22 protein-coding genes are annotated in these 24,525 nt (G+C 71.6%); 17 read left to right on the top strand and 5 right to left on the bottom strand.

What is annotated here, in order from left to right; all coding sequences use genetic code 11:
* The first annotated feature begins 292 nt into the window (after positions 1-292).
* From rsmD to mutM, 9 genes are all read left to right on the top strand, one after another.
* Entirely contained in the window at positions 293-856 is a 564-nt protein-coding gene (gene rsmD / locus QSK32_RS26070) for a 16S rRNA (guanine(966)-N(2))-methyltransferase RsmD (protein WP_045741395.1), read from the top strand.
* Positions 853-1,332, top strand: a complete 480-nt coding sequence (coaD, locus tag QSK32_RS26065) for a pantetheine-phosphate adenylyltransferase (RefSeq protein WP_045741396.1) — start codon at positions 853-855, stop codon at positions 1,330-1,332. The genes rsmD and coaD overlap by 4 nt, the downstream gene beginning before the upstream one ends.
* Before the next feature lie 106 nt (positions 1,333-1,438).
* Positions 1,439-1,936: an SPFH domain-containing protein gene (locus QSK32_RS26060; protein ID WP_045741397.1), complete on the top strand. Its 498-nt coding sequence runs from the start codon at positions 1,439-1,441 to the stop codon at positions 1,934-1,936.
* A gap of 77 nt (positions 1,937-2,013) precedes the next feature.
* The gene (locus tag QSK32_RS26055) at positions 2,014-2,571 is read left to right on the top strand and encodes a YceD family protein (protein ID WP_045741398.1); all 558 of its coding nucleotides are present in this window, start codon (positions 2,014-2,016) and stop codon (positions 2,569-2,571) included.
* Between the two features lie 54 nt (positions 2,572-2,625).
* A complete protein-coding gene (rpmF, locus tag QSK32_RS26050) occupies positions 2,626-2,799 on the top strand; it encodes a 50S ribosomal protein L32 (RefSeq protein WP_014694262.1) in 174 nt (57 codons plus the stop codon).
* A 35-nt stretch (positions 2,800-2,834) separates the two neighbouring features.
* Positions 2,835-3,803 (top strand): fatty acid synthesis plsX protein, encoded by a 969-nt coding sequence (locus QSK32_RS26045; protein ID WP_045741399.1) that lies wholly within the window; start codon positions 2,835-2,837, stop codon positions 3,801-3,803.
* Positions 3,793-4,548, top strand: a complete 756-nt coding sequence (gene rnc, locus QSK32_RS26040) for a ribonuclease III (RefSeq protein WP_045741400.1) — start codon at positions 3,793-3,795, stop codon at positions 4,546-4,548. Before QSK32_RS26045 ends, rnc begins: the two co-directional genes overlap by 11 nt.
* Complete coding sequence (locus QSK32_RS26035) at positions 4,545-5,723, top strand: mannosyltransferase family protein (protein WP_052720279.1); 1,179 nt, start codon at positions 4,545-4,547, stop codon at positions 5,721-5,723. Before rnc ends, QSK32_RS26035 begins: the two co-directional genes overlap by 4 nt.
* A 15-nt stretch (positions 5,724-5,738) precedes the next feature.
* Complete coding sequence (mutM, locus tag QSK32_RS26030; RefSeq protein WP_285473404.1) at positions 5,739-6,611, top strand: bifunctional DNA-formamidopyrimidine glycosylase/DNA-(apurinic or apyrimidinic site) lyase; 873 nt, start codon at positions 5,739-5,741, stop codon at positions 6,609-6,611.
* On the opposite strand, the gene QSK32_RS26025 is transcribed toward mutM, so the two are convergent.
* The 3 genes from QSK32_RS26025 to QSK32_RS26015 are packed head-to-tail and all read right to left on the bottom strand — an operon-like array spanning position 6,579 to position 10,608.
* Entirely contained in the window at positions 6,579-7,151 is a 573-nt protein-coding gene (locus QSK32_RS26025) for a spherulation-specific family 4 protein (protein ID WP_285473403.1), read from the bottom strand. The genes mutM and QSK32_RS26025 overlap by 33 nt on opposite strands.
* The gene (locus tag QSK32_RS26020; protein ID WP_285473402.1) at positions 7,148-9,103 is read right to left on the bottom strand and encodes a hypothetical protein; all 1,956 of its coding nucleotides are present in this window, start codon (positions 9,101-9,103) and stop codon (positions 7,148-7,150) included. The genes QSK32_RS26025 and QSK32_RS26020 overlap by 4 nt, the downstream gene beginning before the upstream one ends.
* Positions 9,100-10,608: a DUF3492 domain-containing protein gene (locus tag QSK32_RS26015; protein ID WP_285473401.1), complete on the bottom strand. Its 1,509-nt coding sequence runs from the start codon at positions 10,606-10,608 to the stop codon at positions 9,100-9,102. The genes QSK32_RS26020 and QSK32_RS26015 overlap by 4 nt, the downstream gene beginning before the upstream one ends.
* Before the next feature lie 567 nt (positions 10,609-11,175).
* Here QSK32_RS26015 and QSK32_RS26010 point away from each other — a divergent pair.
* The 3 genes from QSK32_RS26010 (at position 11,176) to QSK32_RS26000 (ending at position 15,801) form a co-directional block, all read left to right on the top strand.
* Positions 11,176-11,370, top strand: a complete 195-nt coding sequence (locus tag QSK32_RS26010; protein WP_045741404.1) for a hypothetical protein — start codon at positions 11,176-11,178, stop codon at positions 11,368-11,370.
* Positions 11,371-11,599: 229 nt separating this feature from the next.
* Complete coding sequence (gene smc, locus QSK32_RS26005; protein ID WP_045741405.1) at positions 11,600-15,178, top strand: chromosome segregation protein SMC; 3,579 nt, start codon at positions 11,600-11,602, stop codon at positions 15,176-15,178.
* Positions 15,179-15,186: 8 nt separating this feature from the next.
* Positions 15,187-15,801: an HAD family hydrolase gene (locus tag QSK32_RS26000; protein ID WP_045741406.1), complete on the top strand. Its 615-nt coding sequence runs from the start codon at positions 15,187-15,189 to the stop codon at positions 15,799-15,801.
* A 1-nt stretch (position 15,802) separates the two neighbouring features.
* Here the strand turns inward: QSK32_RS26000 and QSK32_RS25995 are convergent, their stop codons facing one another.
* Positions 15,803-16,261 carry a DinB family protein gene (locus QSK32_RS25995; RefSeq protein WP_285473415.1) on the bottom strand — a complete coding sequence of 153 codons (459 nt, stop codon included), beginning with the start codon at positions 16,259-16,261 and terminating at the stop codon, positions 15,803-15,805.
* A 110-nt stretch (positions 16,262-16,371) separates the two neighbouring features.
* Positions 16,372-18,051 (bottom strand): alkaline phosphatase D family protein, encoded by a 1,680-nt coding sequence (locus tag QSK32_RS25990; RefSeq protein ID WP_045741408.1) that lies wholly within the window; start codon positions 18,049-18,051, stop codon positions 16,372-16,374.
* A 140-nt stretch (positions 18,052-18,191) separates the two neighbouring features.
* Here QSK32_RS25990 and ftsY point away from each other — a divergent pair, with 140 nt between their 5' ends.
* From ftsY to QSK32_RS25965, 5 genes are all read left to right on the top strand, one after another.
* Positions 18,192-19,418 (top strand): signal recognition particle-docking protein FtsY, encoded by a 1,227-nt coding sequence (gene ftsY, locus QSK32_RS25985; protein WP_285473400.1) that lies wholly within the window; start codon positions 18,192-18,194, stop codon positions 19,416-19,418.
* Between the two features lie 64 nt (positions 19,419-19,482).
* On the top strand, positions 19,483-20,280 hold the full coding sequence (locus tag QSK32_RS25980; RefSeq protein ID WP_045741410.1) for an aminoglycoside phosphotransferase family protein: 798 nt from the start codon (positions 19,483-19,485) through the stop codon (positions 20,278-20,280).
* 187 nt (positions 20,281-20,467) lie between these two features.
* The gene (locus tag QSK32_RS25975; RefSeq protein WP_045741535.1) at positions 20,468-21,838 is read left to right on the top strand and encodes an ammonium transporter; all 1,371 of its coding nucleotides are present in this window, start codon (positions 20,468-20,470) and stop codon (positions 21,836-21,838) included.
* 33 nt (positions 21,839-21,871) lie between these two features.
* On the top strand, positions 21,872-22,210 hold the full coding sequence (locus QSK32_RS25970; RefSeq protein ID WP_045741536.1) for a P-II family nitrogen regulator: 339 nt from the start codon (positions 21,872-21,874) through the stop codon (positions 22,208-22,210).
* Between the two features lie 5 nt (positions 22,211-22,215).
* Positions 22,216-24,483 carry a [protein-PII] uridylyltransferase gene (locus tag QSK32_RS25965; protein ID WP_083448902.1) on the top strand — a complete coding sequence of 756 codons (2,268 nt, stop codon included), beginning with the start codon at positions 22,216-22,218 and terminating at the stop codon, positions 24,481-24,483.
* The last annotated feature ends 42 nt before the right edge of the window (positions 24,484-24,525 follow it).

Here is a 24,525-nt window from a genome sequence, read left to right as displayed (position 1 = left end):
ACGTGAGGAGACGGCCGGCTGTCGCTGGTGGACGGTAAGCGAGAACCCGCGACGACGCCTCCCCGCGTCGTCGGCGGACGGTCGACCCGGGGCCGTATCGTCCGCAACGGAGGTTGACCCTAGCCATTCCTCGAGATCAAAGAAATGTCCCAGCGCGCACTTAGATAGTTGTGACCAAGCTGAGATCTTTGCTCCACCGAACGGGACGGTACCGTTGCGCGTTGTGGCCATGACGAGGGAAATGTTCACTCGAGAGTGGCTCTGCCGGGGTGGTCAAGTAGCGTCCCCTGTGATGACCAGGATTATCGCGGGCACCCACGGCGGCCGTCGTCTCGCGGCCCCGCCCGGTGCCGGGACCCGGCCCACATCGGACCGCGTCCGTGAGGCCTTCTTCTCCTCTCTGGAGACATTGACGGAAATCTCCGGTGCGCGGTTCGCCGATCTCTACGCGGGATCCGGCGCGGTCGGCCTGGAGGCGCTCTCCCGGGGTGCGGCGCACACTCTTCTGGTGGAATCCGATGCCAAAGCCGCGCGGGTGATCCGGGACAACATCGCCACCCTGCGGGTCGGTCCGTCCGCCCGGCTGGCGACCGGCAAGGTTTTGCAGGTGCTGGCCGGCCCGCCGGACGGCGGCCCGTACGACGTGGTCTTCGCCGACCCGCCGTACGCCCTGGGCAGCGACGAGATCCAGTCGCTCCAGGAACAGTTGGTGATCAATGGATGGCTGGCTGAGGACGCCGTCGTCATCTTCGAGCGATCCAAGCGAACCGGGCCGATGACCTGGGTGGACGGCCTCGAGGAGGAGCGCACCCGGCGTTACGGCGAGACCACTCTTTGGTACGGTCGCCGATCATGAGACGAGCGGTGTGTCCAGGCTCCTTCGACCCGGTCACCAACGGGCATCTCGACATCGTGGGACGAGCCAGCCGGCTCTTCGACGAGGTCATCATCGGAGTCCTGATCAATCAGTCGAAGACCGGTCTGTTCACCATCGAGGAACGGCTGGAGATGCTGCGCGAGGCGACCGCCGAGTACGGCAACGTCCGTGTCGCCGCGTTCCACGGCCTTCTGGTGGATTTCTGCCGTGACCAGGGCGCGGCCGTGGTGGTGAAAGGTCTGCGCGCGGTCAGTGACTTCGATTACGAGTTGCAGATGGCGCAGATGAACATCGGGCTCTCCGGAGTGGAGACCCTGTTCATGCCGACCAATCCGCTCTACTCCTTCCTCTCGTCCAGTCTGGTCAAGGACGTGGTCAAGTGGGGTGGGGACGCGTCCGCGTACCTGCCCGACCCGGTGCGGGAACGCCTGATCAACCGCCTGAAGCAGAACTAGGCACGCCCGGCGCGCCGGAAACAGCGGCGGCGGTCACGCAGTAACGTGATCGGACCACGCCGTGTGAAGCAGCGGTGGGACGGGAGACGACAGGAGAGAGGCGCCGGTGGATCCGCTCGACCGTATCGACGAGATGATTGATTTCGTCCAGGAGGCGCGTTCCGTTCCGATGTCACGGACGAATTTCATGTTCGACCGTGCGGAAATGATCGATCGGCTCGAGATCCTCCGTTCCGAGCTCCCGTCCGAGCTGCGCAAGGCCGCGGCGGTCCTCGACGAGCGTGACCGGATCATCGAGGCCGGCCGCCGTGAGGCGGACCGGATCATCAACGAGGGTGAGGGCGAGCACGCCCGCCTGGTCTCGGTCAACGAGATCACCGTCTCCGCCGAGCACGAGGGTGCCCGGATCGTCGCCGAGGCGAGGACCGAGGCGCAGCGCCTGCGGGAGGAGGTCGACGACTACGTCGACACCGCCCTGGCCAACTTCGAGCAGTTCCTGACCCGGGCGCTGGCCTCGATCGAACGCGGCCGTGACAAGATGCACGCGCTGCGCGAGATCGGAACCTTCCAGGGTGAGGACGCGGAGCGCCCCCTTCCGTTCTGACAAGCAGCCCGATTCGACGACGTCCAGCAAGCTCAGGTAATGTTTTCGGTCGGCCTACCCATGGCTGAGGAATCACGATGCCCAAGTCACCGCAGAAGCACCTGGACCCCAGGCAGCCGCTGGTCGTCGACACGACGAAGCTCCCGCGACAGCCTGGTGCGACGCGTGCCCTGAATCGGGTGGCACCGGCCCCGGCGGACCTCGGCCTTGAGTTGATCTCAGTCCTCGAGGGGTCCGACCTCACGCTCGATCTGAGCCTGACGTCGGTCTCCGAGGGCGTCTACGTCAGCGGCACCGTGCGTGGCTCGCTCTCCGGCGAGTGCGGTCGATGCCTCAACGAGATCGACAAGCAGTTCGAGGTCTCCATCGCGGAGTTGTTCGCCTACGAGGACAGCACCACCGAGGAGACCACCGACGAGGACGAGGTGGGCCGGATGCAGGGCGACCTGATCGACCTGGAACCGGTGGTCCGGGACGCGGTGGTGCTGACCCTGCCGACCAATCCGCTCTGCCGGACCGACTGCCCTGGGCTGTGCCCCGAGTGCGGGGTGCACTTCGACGACCTCCCGGCTGACCACAGCCATGAGGACGTGGATCCCCGCTGGGCCGCTTTGCGCAATCTCCCGGCTGAGTAGTCTGAGGCGGCTCCGCCGCAACACCCGCAAGATCGTCATTGAGGAGTAGGAACCGTGGCCGTCCCCAAGCGCAAGATGTCGCGCAGCAACACCCGCTCGCGCCGGGCGAACTGGAAGGCGACCGCGGTTTCGACCGTGGCCTGCCCCCAGTGCAAGTCGCCGAAGCTGCCGCACACCGCTTGCTCGGTCTGCGGCACCTACAACGGCCGTCAGGTCCTCGAGGTCTGACGTCGCGCGTGACTCGCCCGATCTTCGGGCGGGTCGTGCCCGAACGGTGGCGAACCACCGGTGCCACGGCTCCCGGACAGCGGACTGTCGGGGAGCCTGGCACCGCGCGGATCGCCGTCGACCTCCTCGGCGGGGACCAAGCTCCCGCCGTCGTGGTTGACGGCGCTCTACGCGCCTGTCAGGCCGATCCGTCCCTTCACCTGACCCTCGTCGGTCCGGCCAAGGCCGCCGACGCGGTTCTCTCTGCCCTCTCACCGGCCGACCGTCGCCGGATCACCACCGTCCCGACCGCGGCGGACACCGTCCGCTCGGCGGTCAAGGTGGTCGCCGAGGGCGGCGCCGACGCGCTCGTCTCCGCCGGGGACACCGCCGCGACGGTGATCTCCGCCGCTCGTGAACTGGGCCGCTGGCCCGGTGTCCGCCGGCCCCCACTGGCCGCGGTGCTGCCCACCCGGTCCGGCCGTCTCGTGCTCCTCGACGTCGGCTCGACCGTCGACCCGGACGAGGAGACCCTCGTCATGCACGCCCGCCTGGGTGCCGCGTACGCCTCCGTCGTGAACCAGGTCACCGCCCCGCGTGTGGGTCTGCTCACCATCGGCAGTGAACCCGGCAAGGGCGACCGCCTGCGCCGCGCTCTCCCCCCGTTGCTCGCCACCCGCCCCCTGCCCGCCGGCGCCCGGTACGCCGGCCTGGTCGAGGGCGGTGACGTCGTGCTCGGTGCCGCGGCCGACGTCGTGGTGACCGACGGCTTCACCGGAAACGTCCTTCTGAAGGGCCTGGAAACCGGTTACGCCCTGGTCGGCTCGCCGAATCCGGACACCGAACTGCCGCCCCGGGCCGCGCTGCTGCTCGGTGTCGCCGGCACGGTCGTGGTCTGTCACGGCGCGGCCACCGGATCTGATCTGGCCGCGGGCATCGCCTTCGCGGCCGACCTGCATCGCCGCGCCTCGGTCGCGGCTATCGCCGATCTGCTGAGGTACAGCGAGGTATCACATGATGGATAAACGTCGTCGCCCGTCCACCGCGCCTCTCGAGGAGTCGTTCGGCGTGCCGTTCGGTGCCGAACTCCTGGAACGGGCGCTCACCCACCGGTCGTACGCGTACGAGAACGGCGGCCTGCCCACCAACGAGCGCCTGGAGTTCCTGGGCGACTCGGTGCTCGGCGTCGTGATCACGTCCGCGCTCTTCCACAACCACCCCGACCTGCCCGAGGGCCAGCTCGCCAAGTTACGGGCCAGCGTGGTGAACATGCATGCGCTGGCCGACGTGGCCCGTGGTCTGGGGCCCACCGGTCTCGGGCCGTACCTGCTGCTCGGCAAGGGCGAGGAGACCACCGGCGGCCGGGACAAGGCGAGCATCCTGGCGGACACGCTGGAGGCCCTGCTCGGCGCGATCTACCTGGAGCACGGTCTGGAGATCGCCGGCGAGGTGATCCACCGGCTGTTCGACCCGCTGATGGCCGAGTCGGCGGGCCGCGGCGCGGCGCTGGACTGGAAGACCAGCCTCCAGGAGCTGACCGCCGCACTCGGCCTGGGCGTGCCGGACTACGAGATCGAGGACTCCGGCCCGGACCACGCCAAGACGTTCACCGCCTGGGTGGTCGTCGCCGGCGACCGGTTCGGCGGTTCCGAGGGCCGCAGCAAGAAGCAGGCCGAGCAGCGGGCCGCCGCGGCCGCCTGGCGCACGCTGACCGAGCGGGCCGAGGAGGCGGAGAAGGCGGTGGCCTCGGAGAGCGTCGAGCCGGCATGACCGCCACGGCCGCCGAGGAGGAGACGACCGGGCGGGAGCCGACCCGCCTCTGGGACGCGGCCGGCGCCTGGCCGGGTGTACTCACCGCGGTCGGGCTGCTCGGGCTGACCCGGGTCGGCCAGCTGTTCATGATCTGGTGGCTGGGCGGCGCGTCGACCGGGGACGGCGGTCTCTGGCAGCGTCTGCTGGTGTGGGACGGCGGCTGGTTCCTGCGGGTGGCGATGGACGGCTACCCGACCGGCTACACGTACGCCGCCGACGGCACGCTGGAGGCCAACGAGCTGGCGTTCTTCCCGGTCTACCCGATGCTGATCCGGTTCGGCGCCGCGCTCGGCGTCGACCCGTCGGTGGCCGCGGTCGGTATCGCCTGGCTGGCCTCGATCGGCGCGGCGGTCGCCCTTCACCTGCTCGGGACCAGCCTGTACAGCAAGCGGGCGGGCTGGGCGCTGGTGGCGATCTGCTGCTCCGCGCCGGTCTCGGTGGTGCTCTCCATGGCGTACTCGGAAAGCATCTTCCTGGCCCTGGTGGCCGGGATGTTCGTGGCCGCGCACCGCCGGGTGTGGTGGGCGGCCGGGCTGCTCGGCCTGCTCACCGCGCTGAGCCGGCCGACCGGCGCGGCCGCGGCCCTGGGCCTGGCGGTGGCCGCCGTGATGGCGATCCGGGCGGACCGCCGGCAGATGTGGCAGCCGCTGACCGCCGCGGCCGTCGCGCTCTCCGGTGTGCCGCTCTTCCTCGGCTGGGTGGCGTTGCGGGTCGGCGACATGGACGCCTGGTTCCGGATCCAGACCGCGGGCTGGGGCACCTCGTTCGACTTCGGTCACAGCACGTTCGAGTTCCTGCGCACCTCGCTGAGCACCGGCGACGGCTGGATCCCGGTGAGCATGGCGTGGATGCTGCTGGTCGCGCTCGCCGCCGCGGTGATCGCCCTGCTCGGCAGGCCGTGGCCGCCGCTCGCGGTCTACGGCGTGGTCGCCATGATCCTGGTCTACGGGCAGGCCGGCTTCTACCATTCCAAGCCGCGGCTGCTGCTGCCCGTACTCTTGACCCTGCTCCCGGCCGTGCTGGCCGCCGCCAAGGCCCGGCCCCGGGTGGCCGTCCTGTCGATCGCCGCCTGGGCCGTCTTCGGCCTCTGGTTCGGCGCCTATCTCGTCACCGTCTGGCCCTACACCTTGTAAGAGAGGGACACCCCCGTGCCCGAGCTTCCCGAGGTCGAGACCGTCCGCATGGGCCTGGCCAAGTGGGTGGCCGGCCGCACCATCGCCGGCGTCGAGGTGCACCACCCCCGTGCGATCCGCCGGCACCTGCCCGGCGACGGGCACTTCGTCGCGGTGCTGACCGGCCGGACCATCCTGGACATCGCCCGGCGTGGCAAGTATCTGTGGTTCCCGCTGGACTCCGGCGACGCGATCGTCGGGCACCTCGGGATGAGCGGTCAACTGCTGATGCAGCCGGCCGAGGCGGCCGACGAGAAGCACCTGCGGATCCGGTTCAGCTTCACCGACGGCGGTCCCCAGCTGCGCTTCGTCGACCAGCGCACGTTCGGCGGCCTGGCGGTCTCCGAGGGAGGCGCCGAGCTGCCCGCCGAGATCTCGCACATCGCCCGGGACCCGATGGACCCGCTCTTCGACGACGCGGCGTTCTCGGCCCGGCTGCGCGGGCGGCACACCGAGATCAAGCGGGCCCTGCTCGACCAGACGCTGATCTCCGGGGTGGGCAACATCTACGCCGACGAGGTGTTGTGGCGCTCGAAGCTGCACGGCGTGCGGCCCACCGACCAGCTGACCGGGCCGGCCGTGACCCGGCTGCTCCAGCACGTGCGCGACGTGCTCGGCGAGGCGATCACGGCCGGCGGGACCAGCTTCGACGAGCTCTACGTCAACGTGAACGGGGAGAGCGGCTACTTCGACCGGTCGCTGAACGCGTACGGCCGGGAGAACGAGCCCTGCCCCCGGTGCGGCACGGCCATCCGGCGGGAGCAGTTCATGAACCGCTCCTCGTTCAGCTGCCCGAAGTGCCAGCCCCGGCCCAGGTCAGTCGGCGGCGTGCGCTCCGCGGCCGGCTGACGACGCCGCCGCGCTCAGGAACGGGCTGACGTCGGTCGCCAGCCCGAACCCGGCGCCCCGGCGGCCCATCAGCCGCCGGGCCGCGGTCAGCATCGCGGCGGGCACCCCGTGCACCAGGTGCCCGTCCCCGGGCCGGGTCCCGTCGCCGTCCCAGCTCTGGTACGCCTCCCAGTCCCCGTCGAAGGTGCAGATCCGGACACCCAGGTCGCGGTAGAGCGGGTGGGTCGGCACGCCCGGGTTCAGCACCACCCGGTGCAGGCCGCGCCGGGCCGCCAGCCGGACGGTCAGCGCCACCGGCCCGACCCCGCCGGATCCGGCCGGCGCCCGGTCCAGGAAGAGTCCCTCGACCCCGTCCGCGCGCCAGGTGTCCACGTCGGCGAGCACGTCGGCGAGTGACCGGCTGCCCCAGTCCAGGTCGATCAGCCCGAGGGCCTGGTGCAGGGTGCGGCGGTCGCCGGGGCGGTCCCGGACGATCCAGGTGTCGGTGTCCAGCTCCAGTTCGGGGGCGGGGTGGGCGTACGAGGGGAACAGGGTCTTCACGGCGTCCTCCGGAGGTCGGCGGCGGTCAGGGCGACGATGAGCAGTCCGGCGAGATGGGTGGCCGCGAGCACGATGACCGCGGCGGGCAGGGGACCGGACGGCGAGGGGAAGAGGGCGAGCACCACCGCGGCGAACGGTGGCAGGGCGGACAGCGCGGCGGCGATCAGGGTGCGGGTCCGGGCGGCGAGCAGGAACGTGACGGCGAAGACCCCGCCGAGCAGGGTTCCGGCGGCCAGCACCAGCACCAGGCCGCGGGCGTCGGAGGGCAGCCGGTAGGCGGCGAACGCCAGACCGGCCGCACCGGCGAGCGGCGGCATCAGCCCGGCCAGCGTGATCGCGGTGATGTTGCGGATGTGCCGGTCCAGTTCGGCGGGGGTCTCCGCGGAGTCGAGGCCGGCGTCGATGCGGGCGGTGTGCCAGGTGATCAGGGTCTCCAGGACCGGCACGGCGAGCAGCAGCGGCAGCGCCACCAGCAGCGGCGTCGCGACCGGGCAGGCCTGCCAGAGCAGGGCCACGCAGATCGCCTGGGAGGCGCCGATCACCAGGTAGCAGGCGCCGCGCTTACGTTCCGCGGTGGTGATCCGGGTGGTCCGGTGGTCCGGGGACGGGATGAGCGCCGGGCGGAAGGCCCGGATCGCGACGGCCACGATCGCGGCCGGCAGGAGGGTCTCCACCGGCAGTTGCGCGGCCCAGCCGACCCCGCCGGAACCCACGAGCACCGCGGTCGCCAGTATCCAGCTCGGCACGAACCATGCGGCCACCGAGCCTTCCGAGCGGGTCACCAGGGCGGCGGTCACCGAGCCCAGGGTGAGCAGGCCACCGATGCCGACCGTCGCGGCGAGCGCCCGGTCCGGCCCGAGCAGCGAACTCGGCGCGACCCACACCAGGGCGCACCAGAGGCCGGTCACCGCCGCGAATCCGCCGCTGACCACCCGCCCCGCCGCTGAGGGTCCGGCCCGCCGCGCGACGGTCACTCCCACGCTGGTCAGGGCCTGCGCCGAACTCCAGCCGAGCAGCAGCATGACGGCGGTGACCGGCCAGGCGACCTTGCTCAGTGCGCCGGTCGCGGCCACCGCGACGCTCAGCGGTCCGAGGTAGAGGAAACATCGGACCAGCGCGGCGTCCAGGATGCCGCGCCGGGCCGTTGCGCGCCCCGCGCTCTGCGGTCTTTCCCGGGGGTACGCGTCACCGGGGCGCTCGTTCGCGTCAGAGGTTTCCGCGGGCCCCTCGTATTCCGGGTACGGGTCCGCGGCCGACGCCGTCCAGTCCGACGCCGACCCGGTCCAGTCCGCGGCCGACGCCGTCCAGTCCGGAGCCGGCCCGGCCCAGTCCTGCCGCTGCTCGTGGTGGACGGCTTCGCCCAGTCCGGTCTCCCACGGGTTCCAGCGCTGGTCCAGCCCGTACCCGGTGACCGGCTCGTCCTCGGTGACGACCCGGCGCAGTCCGGTCTCCCACTCCCAGCCCGGTTCGGCCACCGGTTCGGGCAGCTGCCGGACGGGCTCCTCGTCGGCCCACACCGGCGTCCCCGGGCGTTCCGGCGGCGTCCACTGCCGGTCGCCGTCGGGGTCGATCCGGGGCTGGGTCCGGGTGGCCCACGGGTCCCAGCCGGGTTCGGCGAACGGCCCGCTGGTCCCGGGCACCACCTCGGCGTCCCCGATGGCCTCGCCCAGCCCGGTCTCCCACGGGTTCCACTGTGGTTCCGGTGCCCGGTAGGCCGGGTCGTGGTACCCGTGTCCGTCGACGGCCGGGGTGAGCCCGGTGGCCCACGGGTTCCAGGCCGGGATCTCGTGCACCCCGCTGTCCTCGGCCGCGTGCCGTCCCCGGCGGCGGGGGTGGGCGAGTTCGTCGCCGTACGGCGTCTGGTGGGTCTGGTCGGTGGCGTGCCGGCGGCGGTTGCGGTTGCGGGCCGACCGGGTGGTGCCGCCCCATCCGCCGCGGTCAGTGGTGGTCATGGGCAGGCCTCCCGGGTCAGCCAGCGCACCGTGGCCGGCATGGTGGTGCGCGGCGCCGGGACGGAGAGGGTCAGTTCGAAGGAGTGGACCGGTGGCGGGGCGGCCAGGTCGGTGTAGAGCGCGCCGTACGCGCCGACCACCCGGTCGACGGTGAAGTGCCGCAGCGCGCGGAGCCGGGCGGCCTCGCCGAGGGCGCGGCGGCGGGCGGTGTCGCGGAGCATCCCGACGACGGCGATGGCCAGTTCCGCCGGGTCGCCGGCGGGCACCACCACGCCGGTGTCACCGAGCGTCTCGGCGACCGGCCCGACGTTCACCCCGACCACGCCGCGTCCGGACAGCATCGCCTCGACCAGCCGGTACGGCGGGTCGGCGGGGCCGGGGACGTGCGCGACGACCTGTCCGGGGGTGTACCGGTCGCCGGCGCGGGCGGAGGCCTCGATGCGGACCGCGGCGCCGAGGCCGCGGCCGGTGATCCGGGTGAGGCAGTTCTCCCGGTGTGCCGGGGTGACGCCGGTCAGGTGCAGCACGGTGCCGGGTATCGCGGCGAGCACGTCGGTGAAGGCGTCCAGCAGCAGGTCCAGGCCGCTGTCCGGGCCGCCGCTGCCGGACCAGACCACGGTCGGCCCGGGTCCCGGCTCGCCGCTGCCCGGGTGGTGGCCCGGGTCGACGCCGGCCGGTACCGGGACCAGCCGGGAGGGCTGCGCCCCGTGGTCGAGGGCCCAGGCGTGGTGGTACGCGCTGAGCGGCGCGATCAGTTCCGCCTCGGCGTAGCCGGTCCGGGCGACGGCGGTGCGGAAACGGCGCAGGACGGTGCGCACCGAGGCGGAGAGCCGGTCTTCGGCGGGCCGTTGCCGGGGCACCGCGGCCCGGGCCTCGGTGAGGAGCAGGGGCGTGCCGGTGCGCCAGTGCCCGGCGAGTGCCGCGAGCAGGGGTGTGGTGCCGCCGACGCAGTGCACCAGGTCCACCTCGGGCACCGGTACGGCCAGCGCCCGCATGGCGTGCCGCAGCAGGGTCGCGGCGGTGCGCGCGTCACGCACGCTGAGTTTGGGCAGTCCGGGCCGGCCGGTGCGGGCCCGGTGCCCGCGCCAGGCGTCGGCGAGGGCGTCGGCGAGGGGGACGGCGCTCAGTCCGCCGGGGCGCCCGGTCAGGCGGGATATCCGGCGCAGGCCGTCGGCGAATCTCTCGCCCGCGACGACGCCGTCGCCGAGCAGGCCACGGCAGAGCAGGTCGGCGGCTTCGGCGGCGTCGTCGCTCGCGGGACCGCGCCGCCGCTGGCGGCCGGGGTCACGTTCGAGCGCGACGGCGCGCGCGGAGACGACATGGAACGGGAGCGGGTACGCGGGGGCGGACAGTAGTTCACGGTCCGTGACGGTCAGCAGCTCGAAACGGAAGGCCCGCAGCCCCTCGACGAGGCTCCGGCACCATCCACCGAGGGCATCCCGCCGGTACGGGTACCCGCCGCCGGTGAGGAGACAGATGCGCTCGCGCGACGGGGTGTGATTCACGCTGGGGGCAACGACACAACGAGGCGAAGTCACCGGAGCATGTCGGCTAGGCGACACAATTACGCACCTTTTGGCCCAATTTGTCGACCATGTTTGCCCGTTTTTGTCCGAAGGGTGGCGTCTGTTGGGCGGAAAGTGATCGTGAAACGTCGTTTCCCTTGCGTGGAAACGAATCGTTGATCGTCTATTCACTCTGCGTCGATCCCGGGAATGATCACGCGAACGTCCGCATTTCGAGATCGACAGGTCGAGTGAAGATGTATAAGCCCAGCTGACGACCGGTGGTGGCGTGTTTCACTAGTATCAAGCGGGCAACCGGCACGGCCTCGGCTTGACGGAGGATCGGTATCGGCGGACTATGGAGTTGTCGCTAGTCGCGCCCACTCACGCCCCGGTTCATTCGTGGTGTGAGCATCTGCACCTAAGAAGCTCGTTGCTCACCTAGGCGGGTTTCTGTGCTCTCGCGTGCCCGTGAGCACAGGTGTTCGCGTATGCACTGGGCGCACGTTGGCCGGCATCTCCGGCAACGCATAAACAACGAGACGCAGCGCGTCACAAGGAGTCACGATGGCGAAGGCCCTCTTCGGCCACGTAGGTGCGGCGCCCGATCGGCGCCTCATCGACGAGGTCACTCGACTGCGGTCCCGGGTGCAGTCCCTCGAGTTCGAGGTCACCCGTCTGCGGGCAGAGAATGATCGTCTCGCGGCGGCGGCCGCTGAGGCAGACGACATTCTGCGGCTCTCCGAGCCCGCCCTGACCTGATCCGCCTCACCGATCGCCGGTGAGATCCGCGGGGTGACCTCCCGGCGTTCATCCCCTCGCTCCACAGAAGCACCGAAGAAAGAGCGCGCCTCCACATCCGTGGCGGCGCGCAGCTTTTTCTCCCGCTCCGCCGGTTGCACCGGCCGGTTCGGGCTCGGCGTGTCCATGCTCCGCCGTTTCCCTGCGGGTAGCCTGCCACCAGCAGAGTTCCGCCGACCCCCGGAGATCCGTGCATCTCAAGAGCCTGACGGTGAAGGGTTTCAAGTCCTTCGCGTCCGCCACCACGTTGCGGCTGGAGCCGGGCATCACCTGCGTGGTGGGCCCGAACGGCTCCGGCAAGTCCAACGTCGTCGACGCCATCGCCTGGGTGCTGGGCGAACAGGGCGCGAAGGCGTTGCGGGGCGGGAAGATGGAGGACGTCATCTTCGCCGGCACCGCCGGCCGCGCGCCGCTGGGCCGCGCCGAGGTGACCCTGACCATCGACAACAAGGACGGCGCCCTCCCGATCGAGTACACCGAGGTCTCGATCACCCGCCGGATGTTCCGCGACGGCGCCAGCGAATACGAGATCAACGGCAACACCTGCCGGCTGCTCGACATCCAGGAGCTGCTCAGCGACTCCGGCATCGGCCGTGAGATGCACATCATCGTCGGCCAGGGCCGGCTGGACGCGATGCTGCACGCCAAACCGGAGGACCGCCGCTCCTTCATCGAGGAGGCGGCCGGCGTCCTCAAGCACCGCAAACGCAAAGAGAAGGCGGTCCGCAAGCTCGACGCGATGCAGGTCAACCTGAACCGGCTCGGTGACCTCACCCACGAGCTGCGGCGTCAGCTCAAACCGCTCGGCAAGCAGGCCGAGGTGGCCCGCCGCGCGGCCGGCATCCAGGCCGATCTGCGCGACGCCCGGCTCCGGCTGCTCGCCGACGACCTCTTCACGCTGCGCGGCACCCTGGACAAGGAGATCGCCGACGAGTCGGCGATGCGGGAGCGCCGCCAGCAGGTCGAGGAGGAGAACCGCGAGGTCCAGCGCTGGCTGGCCGACCTGGAGGCGGCCCACGCCGAGGACGCGCCACTGCTGCAGGCCGCCCAGGACACCTGGTACAAACTGTCCGCCCTGCAGGAGCGGTTCCGCTCCACCGAGCAGCTGGCCACCGAGCGCCTGCGGCATCTCGCGGCCACCCCCGACGACGAGCGGCCCGGCCGCGACCCGGAGATGCTCGAAGCCGAGGCCGAGCGGATCCGCGAGCAGGAGGAGGAGCTGCGCGAGGCCCTCACCGACGACCAGATGCGCCTGGCCGAAGCGGTGGAGTACCGCCAGGACCTGGAACGCCAGCTGGCCGCGGCCGAGGGCGCGCTGCGGACGGCCGCCAAGGCGATCGCCGACCGTCGTGAGGGCCTGGCCAAGCTGACCGGCAACGTGAACGCGGCCCGGGCCCGCACCACCAGCGCCGACGAGGAGATCGAACGGCTCGCCGCGGCGCACACCGACGCCCTGATGCGGGCCGAGGCGGCACAGGCCGAGGTCGACCTGGTGGCCGACGAGACGTCCGAGGCCGACCGGGACAACGCCGACCTGGACGCCCGGCACGACGAGGCGGTCGCCGCGCACGACCGGGCCGCCGCGGTGGTCCGGGAGCTCTCCGACGCGGAACGCGCCGCGGAGAAGGACGCCGCGAGCTGGAAGGCCCGCGAGGAGGCGCTGGCGCTCGGCCTCAAACGCAAGGACGGCGCCGGGGCACTGCTCGCCCGGGCGGGTCAGGTGCCCGGACTGCTCGGCAGCCTGGCCTCACTGCTGACGGTACGACCGGGGCACGAGGTCGCCCTGGCGGCGGCGCTCGGCGGTCTCGCGGACGGTGTGGCGCTCTCCGGCGTCGACGAGGCGATCGAAGCCGTGCGTACCCTCAAGATCTCTGATGCCGGCCGCGCCGAGCTGGTGATCGCCGCCCCGGCCGGACCGGGCATGCAGGGCCCGCTCGCGACCCTGCGCCCGGAGCTGCCCGAGGGCGCCGTCTGGGCGCCCGAGGTGGTCGACTGCCCCGAGCAGATCCGTCCGGCGCTGCTACGCGCACTGCGCGACGTGGTGCTGGTCCCGGACCTGACCGCCGCCGCGGCGCTGATCGCCGCCAACGGCGAGCTGCGCGCGGTCACCCCGGAGGGCGACGTGCTGGGCACGTTCGCGGCGGCCGGCGGTTCGGCGAAGGCCACCAGCTACATCGAGGTGCAGGCCGCGGTCGACGAGGCCAAGGCCAAGCGGGCCGCCGCCGAACAGGCGATCGCCGAACTCAAGGAGCAACTCGGCGCGGCCCGGGCCGAGGTGGCCGAGCTCAAACAGGCCGTCACGGTCGCCGCGCAGGCCAAACGGGCCGCCGAGGGCGAACGCAACGCCGCCGCCCGCCGGCTCGCCGAGCTGGGTGCCGCCGCCCGGTCGGCCAAGGCGGAGAGCGAACGTCTCGGCGCCTCCCGGCAGAAGGCCGAGGCCGCCCGGGAAGCCGACCTGATCCGGGTCGCCGAGCTGGAGGAACGGCTGCGGCTGGCCGAGGACACCCCGATCGACGAGGAACCCTCCACCGAGGAACGCGACCAGCTCGCCGCCACCGTCCCGCAGTCCCGGCAGAACGAGATGGAGGTCCGGCTCGCGGTGCGTACCGCCGAGGAGCGGGTCTCCTCGATCGCCGGCCGCGCCGATTCGCTGCTGCGCCAGGCCACCGCGGAACGCCAGGCCCGGGAACGTGCTGCCGCCCGCCGGGCCGCCCGGGCCCGGGGCGCCGAGATCGCCCGCGCGGTCGCCCTCGGCGCGTCCGCCGCCCTGGAACACGTCGCCGTCTCGCTGGCCGCCGCGGTCGAGCACCGCGACGAACTGGCCCAGGCCCGCACCAGCCGTGAAGCCGAGCTGCAGGAGGTCCGGGCCACCGCCAAGCGCCTGGTCGCCGAGCTCGAACGGCTGACCAGCGAGGTGCACCGCGACGAGATGGCCCGCGCCGAGCAGCGGATGCGCATCGAGCAGCTGGAGGCCAAGGCCGCCGAGGACTTCTCCCTCGACGTCGAGACCCTGATCAACGAGTACGGCCCGGAGCAGCCGGTGCCGCCGACCCAGGCCGACGTCGCGGCGGCCGAGAAGGACGGCAAACCGGTCCCCGATCCGGTGCCGTTCCACCGGCCCACCCAGGAGAAGCGGGCCAACAAGGCGGAACGTGACCTGACCCTGCTCGGCAAGGTCAACCCGCTGGCGCTCGAGGAGTTCGCGGCGTTGGAGGAGCGCTACAAGTTCCTCAGCGACCAGCTGGAGGACCTCAAGGCCACCCGCAAGGACCTGCTCACCGTGGTCAAGGACGTCGACGACCGGATCCTCGAGGTCTTCGCGTCTGCGTTCGAGGACACCGCCCGCGAGTTCCAGCAGGTCTTCCAGGTGCTGTTCCCGGGTGGTGAGGGCCGGTTGATCCTGACCGACCCCGACGACATGCTCACCACCGGCGTCGAGGTCGAGGCCCGCCCGCCGGGCAAGAAGATCAAGCGGCTGTCGCTGCTCTCCGGCGGCGAGCGTTCGCTGACCGCGGTCGCCATGCTCTGCGCCATCTTCCGGGCCCGTCCCTCGCCCTTCTACATCATGGACGAGGTCGAGGCGGCCCTCGACGATGTCAACCTGGGCCGGTTGATTACCCTTTTCCAGCAGTTGAGGGAGAAGAGTCAGCTGCTCATCATCACGCACCAGAAGCGGACGATGGAGGTTGCGGACGCCCTCTACGGCGTCACGATGCGCGCCGGCGTCACCCAGGTGATCAGCCAGCGCCTCAACCGCGAAGAGGAGTAAGACAGCTTATGCGCGACCGCGCCCGGGCCTTGATGATCGACCTGGACGGTGTGCTGCGCCGCTGGGACCCGGCCCCGATGATCGCCGTCGAGATCGAGTACGGGCTCAAGCCCGCCTCGCTGCTCGAGACGTCGATGTCGTGGGACATCTACCGGCCGGCGATGGCCGGTGAGATCACCGACGCCGAGTGGATGAAACTGGTGGCCGACCGGCTGCCGCTGGACGAGGCGGCCTCGACCGCGGCCGTGGCGGCCTGGCAGGCGTACCGCGGCGAGGTGGACCCGGAGGCGCTGGCCTTCGTGCGCGAGGTGCGGGCCGCCGGGCGGCCGGTCGCCCTGGCCACCAACGCCACCGACCGGCTGCGCGGCGACCTCGACGACCTCGGCCTGACCGGCGAGGTCGACCTGGTGCTCAGCTCCTGGGAGCTCAAGGTGCACAAGCCGGCCCCGGAGTACTTCGAGAAGGCCTGCGAGCAGCTCGGCCAGCTGCCCAAGCACGTGCTGGTGGTGGACGACGACGACCGCGTGGTCGCCGGAGCCCGGTCGGCGAAGATGTCCGGTTATCGCTGGACCGGGCCGGAACACGTGCCGTACCTGCGTAAGGTCCTCGACCTGCCGGCCTGACTCAGTCCCCGGTCACGCCGTCGATGCGTTCGCGCAGCAGGTCGGCGTGACCGTTGTGCCGGGCGTACTCCTCGATCATGTGTAGGTAGACCCAGCGCACGCTCATCGTCTTGCCCCGGGGGTTGATGAACTCGGCCTCCAGCGGCAGGCCGGCCACCGCGGCGTCGGCCAGCGGCAGCTCCGCCAGGAAGGCGGCGTGATCCGCGGCGGCGTCGGCGGTCGCCACGTTCTCGAAGTCGGCGTCCGGCTGCTCCGGGGTGCCGTAGAGGTCCGGCAGGTCCGGGTTGCCGGCCGCGCGCTGGCGGAACCAGGCCCGCTCGACGTCGGTCATGTGCCGGAGCAGGCCGAGCAGGGTCAGGTTCGACGGCTCGACGGCGGCGGTCCGCAGCTGCTCGGCGGTGAGGCCGGCACACTTGCCGACCAGGGTCTGCCGGTGCCAGTCCAGCCAGCCCTGGAGCATGGCGCGCTCGTCGCCGGTCAGTGGTTCGTCGACACGGTGCGCCTCGGGCGCGGTCCAGGAAGTCACAACTCGACATCCTGGACCAGCGCCGCGGGTGCCCGCCACCGGTTTCAGGGGTGGTACGAGACGGCCGCCACGTCGAACAGGTCACCGTCGGTGCTGGTGCCCTCGATCCGGGCGGTGGCCTTGACGCCGTCCAGGGTCAGGGTGCCGACCGCGTTGCCGAAGTACGGGCCGGCCCGCCGCTTCCAGCGGATCGCCGGTTTGCGGACACCGGCCGCCTTGGACAGTCCGCGGACCATCCGGGCCACCGCCCGGGACCAGGCGACCCGCATCAGCGGGCGCATCGGGGCCGGGACCGCGTTGTGGATCGGCGAGCACGTCAACTGGTAGACCGGGGTGGCCATGGCGTGCCCGAAGTCGGCGCGGGCCACGTACGAGTGGTGCACGTCGCCGGAGAGCACGCTGATCGAGGCCGGGGCCGCGTACGCCCCACCGGCGCCGACCCGGTGTCCCGGTGCGTCCGGCCCGCCCTCGCCGAGCCGCCGGAACAGTTCGCCCAGCGCGTCGAAGGACTTGCCGAACGCCGCCCAGTGCTCCAGGTCGAAGGCCCGGCGTACCTGCTCGCCGAAGGCCGCGGTCCGGGTGTCGGGCGACTCGGCGATCCGCTCGTTCCACGCCTCCAGGTGGTGGATGGCGGGCGGCATCAGCCAGGGCAGCGACGAGCCGACCACCAGGTGGTCGTAGTCGCCGTGTGCCCGGTCCAGGAACCAGGACCACTCGCTGGCCGGCAGCATGGCCCGTGCGCCCGGTGTGAGTACCCGGTTGCAGCGGTTGTCCAGCACCACCAGCCGGGTGCGGCCGATGTCCAGGGCGAAGCTCCACTGGTACGGCTGGTCGAGGTTCTCCGCCGACTCGGGCTCGTCGACGGTCAGCCCGAAGTCGTGCATCAGGTCGGTGGCGTCGTCGACCGAGGTCACCTTCTGGAACAGGGGGTCGGCGGCCAGCTCGTCCGGGCTGAGGTTGCCGATGTGCTGGTAGATCCAGTAGGAGGCGAGCCCGGCCGAGATCCGTTCCCGCCACCAGGGCTGCCGGGAGATGTCGGCGCGCCAGGAGGCCGAGGTGTTCCAGTCGTCGATGATCTCGTGATCGTCGAAGATCATCACGCTGGGGACGGTGGAGAGCAGCCAGCGGACCTCCGGGTCACGCCACGACTCCAGATAGAGCTTCGTGTACTCCTCGAAGGAGACGACCTGGTCCTCGGGGCCGTGGTGCTCACCACCCCGGCGACGGCGCAGATATCTGCGGACCTGGGCCGAGGTCTCGTCCGCGTACACCTGGTCGCCGAGCAGGACGATCTGGTCGGGCCGGGCCTGCGGATCGGCCATCAGCCGCCGGGCGTACGCGTCCAGCGCGTCCGGCGGCAGCTTCTTGCGCGACGACTGCGGCGTCGCCTCGCGGCAGGAGCCGAAGAGCAGACTCACCGGCTGATCGTGGTCGTCGGCCTGCCGGGTCCGGAGCACCGGTGCCGGGTACGGCGACTCCTCCTCGGGCCACACCACACGATCGTCCAGGAACACCCGATAGGGGTGCGCCGAGTCCGGGGTCAGGCCGGCCACGACGACGAGCGCGTAGTGGTGCCCGTACGCCGAGAAGGTGTCGGCGGAGCCGGCGCCGCCGCCCTCCACCTCGACCCGCACCCGTGCCGGCGCGCTGGTCTCCAGCCAGAGGGTGGCGCGCACGTCGACGACACGGCGCAGCACAGGGCCGATGAGTAGACGGGCGCTCACCGGAGCGGTCGGGGGGTGTGACGCATGGGAGAGCCTCCACGCTGGTTGTCGGGGGTGTCCCATCCTCTGTTACCCAGGGGCGGCACCGCCAGTGCGTGGCCTCCGCCACGGCCGCACGGCTCATCTGTCAGGATTCGGGAATGGAATACGTGGTCGCCGCAGTGATCCTGCTCGTGGTCCTGGTCGTCGGCGCGGTCGGGCTGGTGGTCCCGAAGATGCGCCGCAAGGAGATCCCGCCGCCCGCCGGGGGATCGACCACGACGTTGGAGCGCCCGCCCGCGGAGCCGCCCACGACCACGCCCGTGGTCCCGCCCACCGACGAGCTGCCGCCGCTGATCGAGCGCCCGGCCACGCCGCCGGTCGTCGTCGAGCCCGAGCCCACTCCGGTGGTCGTCGAGCCGGAGCCCGCACCCGAGACGGCTCCCGAGCTGGAGAGGCCGGCACCGACCGCGGGCCGCCTGGTCCGGCTGCGCGCCCGTCTGGCCCGCTCGAACGCGCTGGGCCGGGGCCTGCTCAGCGTCCTCTCCCGGGACCACCTGGAGGAGGACGACTGGGAGGAGATCGAGGACAGCCTGATCACCGCCGACGTCGGGGTCGAGGCCACCCAGGTGCTGGTCGAGCGGCTGCGTGAGCGGGTCCGGATCCTCGGCACCCGGACCGTCTCCGAGGTGCGGGCGCAGCTCGCCGAGGAGCTGGTCGCGGCACTCGAGCCGGACATGGACCGCAGCCTGAAGACCCAGCCGCACGAGGGCCGCCCGGCCGTCGTGATGGTGGTCGGTGTCAACGGCGCCGGCAAGACCACCACCTGCGGCAAGATCGGCCGGGTGCTGATCGCCGACGGGCGCAGCGTGCTGTTCGGCGCGGCCGACACGTTCCGGGCCGCGGCCGCGGAGCAGCTGAGCACCTGGGGCGAGCGGGTCGGTGCGGAGACGGTCCGCGGCCCGGAGGGCGGCGACCCGGCCAGTGTGGCCTTCGACGCGGTGAAGCGCGGTATCGAGACCTCGGTGGACACCGTCCTGATCGACACGGCCGGCCGCCTGCAGAACAAGGTCGGCCTGATGGACGAGCTCGGCAAGGTCAAGCGGGTGGTGGAGAAGCACGGTCCGGTCGACGAGACGCTCCTCGTGCTCGATGCCACGACCGGGCAGAACGGTCTGGAGCAGGCCCGGGTGTTCACCGAGGTGGTGGATGTCACGGGAGTGGTGCTGACGAAGCTCGACGGGACCGCGAAGGGTGGCATCGTCATCGCTGTGCAGCGCAAGCTGGGGATTCCGGTCAAGCTCGTCGGTCTCGGAGAGGGACCGGACGATCTCGCTCCGTTCGAACCGGCCGCGTTCGTCGAAGCCCTTCTCGACGGTGACGCGTAGGCTCGTTCACGTCGTGGTTACACAAGCCACGACGAAACACTCGTCGGATGCCGGGAGGGCGTGAGTGACGCAGGAGCCGGTGCGCGAGATCCCGCTGCACGGTGGCAACGTCAGCACGGTGTCCAAGATCGGTGACACGGTCCGGCGCAACGCCGGACCGTGGACACCCGCGGTCCACGCGCTGCTCAACCATCTGGAGCGGGTCGGATTCACCGGGTCGCCGCACGCGTACGGGATGGATGAGAAGGGCCGTGAGGTCCTCTCCTACCTGGACGGCGAGTGCGGCGAGTATCCGTTGGCGCCACACTGGGTGACCGAGGAGGCGCTGGTCACCGTCGGCACGATGCTGCGGATGTTCCACGACGCCCAGTACGGTTTCGTGCCCCCGCCGGGTGCGGTCTGGCGTTCGCTCGGGCCGCCGCCGCCGGACACCGAGGTGATCTGTCACCACGACGCCGCGCCGCACAACGTCGTCTGGCGGCCGGACGGCACCCTGTCCCTGATCGATTTCGACCTCGCTTCGCCGGGCTCACGGCTCTACGACGTGGCGTACGCGGCGTGGACCTGGGTGCCGCTCTTCAGTGACCGCGACTCCTACACCCTGGGGTGGAAGCGGCCGAACCGTCCGCGGCGGCTGCGGCTGTTCGCCGACGCCTACGGGTTGATCCCCCGGGACCGGCACCGCCTGGTGCGGACGATCCGTAAGAGGATCGTCGACCACGTGGAAGGCATCCGGCGGATGGCCGCGGCCGGCGACCCGGCGTTCGTCCGGATCGTGCACAAGGGCCATCTGCGCCGCCCGATGCGGGACCTTCGGTTGCTCGATTACGAGCGGCACACCCTTGAATACGCCCTTCGGTAGGTTTGGACCTGCCCGAACGGACTACTGTGAGGCTTTCTTCACACGTCGGAAACACGCCGTCACTTGCCGGTAATCGGCTCGCGACGGTGCGCGAAACAGGGGACCGGAAAGCTTCCGCAGCATCCGGCCAGGGGGCGCTGACGCCATGCTGAGCCGGGAAGGAGGGTTCCGACTCAAGGAGGCCAGCGTGCCTGAACCGACGATCGATACTGGCAACACCGCCTGGCTGCTCATCTCCAGCGCGATCGTTCTGCTGATGACCCCTGGACTGGCGCTGTTCTACGGCGGCCTCAACCGGTCCAAGGGTGTTTTGAACATGATCATGATGAGCTTCAGTGCGATGGGGCTCATCTCCGTACTTTGGTTCTTCTACGGCTTCTCCCTGGCCTTCGGCTCGGACGTCGGCCACGTCATCGGCAACATCGGTGATTATCTGGGCACCAAGACCTTCCTCGGCGCGGGCGACCTGTGGGGCGCCAGCGACGAGAACCCGAGCGGCACCGGCATCCCGCTGTACGTCTTCATGGCGTTCCAGATGATGTTCGCGATCATCACCGTCGCCCTGATCAGCGGCGCGATCAGCGACCGCGCCAAGTTCGGCGGCTGGCTGGTCTTCGCCGGAGCCTGGGCCACCCTGGTCTACTTCCCGGTCGCCCACTGGGTCTGGGGCGGTGGCTTCATCTTCGACCTCGGCGCGCTGGACTTCGCCGGTGGTACCGCGGTCCACATCAATGCCGGCGCCGCGGCACTGGCCCTGGCCATCGTGCTCGGCAAGCGGGCCGGCTGGCCGCGTGAGGCGATGAAGCCGCACAACGTGCCGTTCGTCGCCCTCGGTGCCGGTCTGCTCTGGTTCGGCTGGTTCGGCTTCAACGCCGGCTCCGAGCTCACCGCCGACGCCGTCACCGGTCTGGCCTTCATCAACACCCAGCTCGCCACCGCCGCCGCGGTCCTCGGCTGGCTGATCGTCGAGAAGATCCGCGACGGCAAGCCCACCCTGGTCGGCGCCTCCTCCGGTGCGATCGCCGGTCTGGTCGCCATCACCCCGGCCTGTGCCTTCGTCGCCCCCTGGGCGGCCACCCTGCTCGGCCTCGTCGCCGGTCTGGTCTGTGCCCTGGCGATCAGCCTGAAGTACAAGCTCGGCATCGACGACTCGCTCGACGTGGTCGGCGTGCACTTCGTCGGCGGCTGGATCGGCTGCCTCTGGATCGGCCTCTTCGGCACCAGCGACGTCAACGCCCTGGTCTCCAACGAGGGCCTGTTCTACGGCGGCGGCGTCACCCAGCTGGGCATCCAGGCTCTCAGCGCCCTGATCGTCACGGTCTACTCCTTCGTGGTCGCCTTCATCCTGGGCTTCGTGATCAACAAGACCATCGGCTTCCGCCTCTCCAAGGAGGAAGAGGTCGACGGCATCGACCTGGCCGAGCACGCCGAGAGCGCGTACGACCTGTCGCCCTCCGGTGGCAGCGGTTCCGGTGGAGCGTTCGCGATGGCCGGCATCAAGCCGGGCGTCACGCCGCCGGCCGAGGATGCTCCGGTGACGGAGAAGGTTTCCGGTTAAGTTCTGATGGCTGCTCCGATGGAAGGACTGAGCATGAAGCTGGTGACCGCAGTCATCAAGCCCTACCAGCTCGATGCGGTGAAGGAGGCTCTGCACGCCCTGGGCGTCGCCGGTCTCACCGTGAGCGAGGTGCAGGGTTACGGCCGGCAGAAGGGCCACACCGAGGTGTACCGGGGCGCCGAGTACACGGTCGAGTTCCTGCCGAAGATCAAGGTCGAGGTGCTGACCGACGAGATCGACGTCGAGAAGATCGTGGACGCGGTGGTCTCCGCCTCGCGGACCGGCAAGATCGGCGACGGCAAGGTCTGGGTGACGTCGGTCGACGACGTCGTCCGGGTCCGGACCGGCGAACGCGGCCTCGACGCGCTCTGACCGACATGACCAACCCGTTGAGTGAGCCGCCGGCGCCACCGGCCCGCCCGAGTGCCGGCGGCTCCCTCGACAAACTGCGTGCACACATCGGCGCCGCCGCCCGCGACCAGCGGGCGGCGGCGCTCGACGTATGGCTGGGCGAACTCTTCCCGTCCCACCTGCCCGGCGTCAGCCTGATCGCGGTCGGCGGCCTGGGACGCCGCGACTGCGCGCCGTACAGCGATCTCGACCTGGTCCTGCTGCACCGCGGCACGGCCGGGATCGACCGGATCGCGTCGGCCCTGTGGTACCCGATCTGGGACGCCCGCCTCGGGCTGGACCACTCGGTGCGTACCGTCCCCGAAGCGCTCTCCGTCGCGCACGACGACGTGAAGGTCGCCCTCGGCCTGCTCGACGCCCGGCACCTGGCCGGCGACCCGGCACTCTCCGCCGAACTGATCGCCGCGGCCGGCGACCAGTGGCGGCGCACCGCGATGCGGTTGATGCCGCCGCTGCGCGAGGTCACCGCCACCCGCTGGAGCAGCCACGGCGAGCTGGCCTTCCTGCTCGAGGGCGACCTCAAGGAGGCGTCCGGCGGGCTGCGCGACGTCACCCTGCTGCGGGGCATCAGCCGGGCCGGCGTCGCCGACCTGCGGCCCGCCGTCCGGGCCGCCGGCCTGCGCCTGCTGGACACCCGTGACGCCCTGCACCTCGCCGTCGGCCGCCGGGTGGACCGGCTGGTCGCGCAGGAACGGGCCGCCGTCGCGGAACTGCTCGAGATCGAGGACCCGGACACGCTGCTGCGGCGGGTGTCGAGTGATGCCCGTACCGTCGCGCACGCCGTCGACGACGCCTGGCGTGCCATCGACCGCCTGCGCGGTGGACGCCGCCGGGGCGGACCGCCCGCGCAGCCGCACCGCCGGCCGGTCGCCCGGGACGTGGTGGAGCAGGACGGCGAGCTGGTGCTGGCCCGCACCGCGATCGGCCCGGTCCCGGACCCCAGCCTCTCGTTGCGGGTGGCCGCCGCGGCCGCCGCCGCCCAACTGCCCATCGCCCGGGCCACCTGCGAGTGGCTGGCCGCCTTCTGCCCGCCGCTGCCCACACCGTGGCCGGACACGGCCCGCGCGGCGCTGGTCACCCTGCTGGGCTCCGGTCCGGGTCTGCTGCCCGCCTGGGAGACCTGCGACCGGTACGGCCTGATCGACGCCTGGCTGCCCGAGTGGGCCCGGATGCGCAGCCTGCCGCAGCACCACCCGATCCACCGGTACACCCTGGACCGGCACCTGGTGCAGGCCGCCTACGAGGCCACCCGGTTCACCCGCGAGGTGGACCGCCCCGACCTGCTGCTGATCGGCGCGTTCCTGCATGACGTCGGCAAGGGCCTGCCGGGTGACCACAGTGTGGTCGGCGCGCCGATCGCCGCCGAGATCGCCGGACGGATCGGTCTGCCCGCGCCGGACGTGGCGACCATCGAGAAGATGGTCCGCCTGCACCTGCTGCTGCCGGACGTGGCCGCCCGCCGCGACCTGAGCGACCCCAAGACCATCTCCACGGTGGCCGCCGCGGTCGGCGAGCCGGCCACCCTCGACCTGCTGCACGCGCTGGCCCGGGCCGACTCGCACGCCACCGGGCCGGCCGCCTGGTCGGACTGGAAGAGCCGGCTGCTCGCCGAACTGGTCCGGCGGGTGCACACCGCGCTGGACACCGGAGCGCTGCCCGAACCGCCCGCACCGGACCCGGAACTGCTCGCCGGCGACCTGCCGGCCGTGCACCTGGACGGGGACCGGGTGGCGGTCGCCGCCGCCGACCGCCGCGGCCTGCTCGCCGCGGTGGCCGCCTGCCTCGCCATGCACCGGCTGGACGTGATCGGCGCGAACACCATCACCGTCGACAACCGGGCCATCGTCGAGTTCTACACCTCGCCGCGGTACGGCTCGCCGTACGAGCCGGTCTCACTCGCCGCGGACCTGCGCCGGGTGGCCGGCGGCGACGTGTCGGTGACGCAGCGGGTCCGGGCCCGGGCGATGAGCGCCCGCGGCGGCACCGCCTCGCCCCGGGTGGTCTGGCAGCGCGACGTGGCCACCGACGCGGTGGTGCTGGAACTGCGCGCCGCCGACTCACCCGGACTGCTCTACCGCGTGACCAACGCCATCGACGAAGCCGGCGGTGAGATCCGCGCCGCCCGCATCTCCACCCTCGGTGGTGACGTCGTCGACGCCTTCTACCTGGTCGGGGCCTGGTCCGACGAGACCACCCGGGAACGGATGGAGGCCGCGGTCCTGGCCGCCGTCTGAGCGTCACCCCGAGCCGCGCCCGGCGTTGAGCTGATCGACATT

The organism is Actinoplanes sp. NBRC 101535 (genome assembly GCF_030269225.1).
Taxonomy (GTDB): domain Bacteria; phylum Actinomycetota; class Actinomycetes; order Mycobacteriales; family Micromonosporaceae; genus Actinoplanes; species Actinoplanes rectilineatus.
This window is presented reverse-complemented; position numbering and strand designations above follow the sequence as displayed.